At 48.0% G+C, this 1,259-nt stretch carries 1 protein-coding gene; it reads left to right on the top strand.

Annotated elements, in window-relative coordinates; genetic code table 11:
- Positions 1-14: 14 nt before the first annotated feature.
- The gene (locus NOG12_RS13090; protein ID WP_313933499.1) at positions 15-1,205 is read left to right on the top strand and encodes an RNA-guided endonuclease InsQ/TnpB family protein; all 1,191 of its coding nucleotides are present in this window, start codon (positions 15-17) and stop codon (positions 1,203-1,205) included.
- The last annotated feature ends 54 nt before the right edge of the window (positions 1,206-1,259 follow it).

The following is a 1,259-nucleotide window of genomic DNA, read 5'->3' as shown; positions in this document are numbered from 1 at the left end:
AATGAATTATATCAATGAGCGCTGAAATGTTAAAGGCCACGAAAGTACGCATTTATCCCACACCTGAGCAGGCGGAATTTTTAAACCGCCAGTTCGGTGCTGTGCGCTTTGCGTACAACAAGGCTTTGCACGTCATTAGCAGCCAGTACAAGCGTCACGGCCTGAAATTGAAGGCCAAAAAAGACCTCAAGCCGCTGTTGGCTGTTGCGAAGAAATCTCGCAAGTATCACTGGCTCAAAGATTTTGATTCGATTGCACTCCAGCAGGCATGTATCAATCTGGATAAAGCCTTTCAACATTTCTTTGATCCCAAACTGCCTTCTCGTTATCCCAAGTTCAAGCGCAAGCACGGCAGGCAGTCCAGCTATCATTGCATGAGCGTTGATTGTGGTGATGACTGGATTAAAGTGCCGAAGTTAAAGCAGCCCATTAAAGCGCGTATTCATCGCAAGGTTGAAGGAAAACTGAAAAGCATCACCCTGTCCCGCACCGTGACAGGTAAATACTATGCCTCGCTACTGCATGAAGATGGGCAAGAAGCTCCTGCGCCCATTCAAAGCCTGAATGCTGTTCAAGTTCTCGGATTGGATATGGGTTTAACACATATTGCCATAGATTCAAACGGCACGAAAAAACCGAATCCACGCTTTTTGAAGAAAGCCAGTGCCAATCTGCGCCGTAAACAAAAAGCCTTATCACGCTGCAAAAAAGGCAGCAAAGGTCGTGCAAAAGCCCGACTTAAACTCGCTAAGGCGCATCAGCGCCTGGCGAATGCTCGTGCTGATTTTCAGCACAAGCTGTCTCGACACGTTATTGACGAAAACCAAGCGGTAATTGTCGAGACACTGAAAGTCAAAAACATGCTGAAGAACAGGAAATTGTCCAAGCACATTGCCGATGCGAGTTGGTCAGGCTTGCTCCAAAAGCTGGAATACAAGGCCAAAGAGCAAGGCAAGCATCTGGTTAAAATTGATCAATGGTTTGCCAGCTCAAAAACCTGCTCTTGCTGTGGACACAAGCTGGAATACTTGTCACTGAACGTGCGTGACTGGCAGTGTCCATCCTGCTCAACACAGCGTGATCGGGACATCAATGCAGCCTTAAATATCAAGGCGCAAGGTATTTTAAAATTAAAGGCCGCAGGACTGTCGGTTTCTGCCAATGGAGGCAAGCGTCAATCTGGTCACGTAACAGTTGCTGCCTGAGAAGTTGGAAGCCTCGCCCGTGGCGCTTTAGCGCTTAGGGCGGGGAGCAGTCAC

Origin of the sequence: Pseudidiomarina fusca, from assembly GCF_032227045.1 — a bacterium.
Taxonomy (GTDB): Bacteria; Pseudomonadota; Gammaproteobacteria; order Enterobacterales; family Alteromonadaceae; genus Pseudidiomarina; species Pseudidiomarina fusca.
This window is presented reverse-complemented; position numbering and strand designations above follow the sequence as displayed.